We start from the raw sequence: 1,747 nt of genomic DNA, 5'->3' as shown, positions 1-1,747 counted from the left end.
CATCGTGATTGGTGCCGATGGTGCGTGGTCGAAAGTCCGCGCTGCGTTGAGTGCGTGCCAGCCGCTGCCGACCGGCATTACTTTCTTTGAAGGATGGATCGCGCAGCCTGCGGCGGATATCGCGGGCATGGTGGGGCAGGGCAGCCTGTTCTGCTTTGGCGGTGAGGAGGCGCTGTTCGTGCAGCGCAACAGCGGCGATCGATTCTGCGTGTACGCGGCGCTGAAGCGGCCTTCTGATTGGCTTGATGCGCAGATCGCGCAACAAGGCATGCGCGCGCTGGTGACAGGCAGCTACACCGGCTGGGCACCGAACCTGCGGCGGCTGCTGGAGGCGTGCACCGACTTCGTGCGGCGGCCGATCTACAGCCTGCCGGCGGATTTCCGTTGGACACCGCGCAACGGCGTGACGCTGATCGGCGATGCTGCCCATCTGATGCCGCCGGTGGGCGTGGGCGTGAACCTGGCGATGCTGGACGCGTCGGATGTGGCGATGGCGTTGTGCGCGCAGCCGGATGCAGTGAGTGCCATTCGCCACGCCGAGTCTATTGTGCGTGAGCGCGCCAGCGCGCTGATGCCGGACGCCATTGACGGGTTCCAGCGCTGGTTCACTACCGAGGCGACTGCTGACCGCGGATGAGGCCGCTTGCAACGCTGGGACGGGAAGCACCTGCGTCACTGCGTCGCAGTCTCTCTGCAGGATGCGGTACATCGGTTCGGCGCTAGAGTGGGGGCTACCCCATCCAGGAAGGAGACACGCATGTACTACAGCAGTGGCAACTACGAGGCCTTCGCGCGCCCGCGCAAGCCAGCGGGCGTGGACAACAAGACGGCCTGGTTCGTGGGTTCGGGCCTCGCTTCGCTGGCCGGTGCGGCGTTCCTGGTGCGCGATGGGCGCATGCCCGGCGAGCGCATCACCATCCTGGAACAGCAGCAGATTGCCGGTGGCGCGCTGGATGGCCTGAAGGTGCCGGAGAAGGGTTTCGTGATCCGCGGCGGCCGCGAGATGGAAGACCACTTCGAGTGCCTGTGGGATCTGTTCCGCTCGATTCCGTCGTTGGAAATCGACGATGCCAGTGTGCTGGACGAGTTCTACTGGTTGAACAAGGACGACCCTAACTATTCGCTGCAGCGTGCCACGATCAATCGCGGCGAAGATGCGCATACCGATGGCTTGTTTACCCTGAGCGAGCAGGCGCAGAAGGACGTGATCGCGCTGTTTCTGGCCACCCGGCAGGAGATGGAGAACAAGCGCATCAACGAAGTGCTTGGCCGCGATTTCCTCGACAGCAATTTCTGGCTGTACTGGCGCACGATGTTCGCGTTCGAGGAGTGGCATTCGGCGCTGGAGATGAAGCTGTACCTGCACCGTTTCATCCACCATATCGGCGGGCTGCCGGATTTTTCGGCGCTGAAGTTCACCAAGTACAACCAGTACGAATCGCTGGTGCTGCCGCTGGTGAAGTGGCTGCAGGAGCGCGGCGTGCGGTTCCAGTACGGCACTGAAGTGACCGATGTTGACTTCGACCTGCAGGAGGGCCGCAAGCAGGCCACGCGCATCCACTGGACACGGGACGGCCAGGCCGGTGGCGTGGACCTGGGCGCGGACGATCTGGTGTTCATGACGATCGGCTCGCTGACCGAGAATTCCGACAACGGCGACCACCGCACCGCTGCACGCTTGAATGAAGGCCCGGCACCGGCGTGGGACCTGTGGCGGCGGATCGCGGCCAAGGATGCGGCGTTCGGA

2 protein-coding genes are annotated in these 1,747 nt (G+C 64.1%); both read left to right on the top strand.

Annotation, left to right across the window (positions count from 1 at the left end):
• The coding region (locus tag AC1VAN_RS20840; RefSeq protein WP_480986639.1) for an FAD-dependent monooxygenase at positions 1–637 on the top strand (637 nt) is incomplete at its 5' end.
• Positions 638–757: 120 nt separating this feature from the next.
• Positions 758–1,747 (top strand): oleate hydratase (locus AC1VAN_RS20835; RefSeq protein WP_480986638.1); only part of this gene is annotated, 990 nt, incomplete at its 3' end.

The organism is Stenotrophomonas sp. 05L44_2 (genome assembly GCF_056665995.1).
Note: the sequence above shows the minus strand (reverse complement) of the source record. Positions and strands in the feature narration are given on the sequence as shown.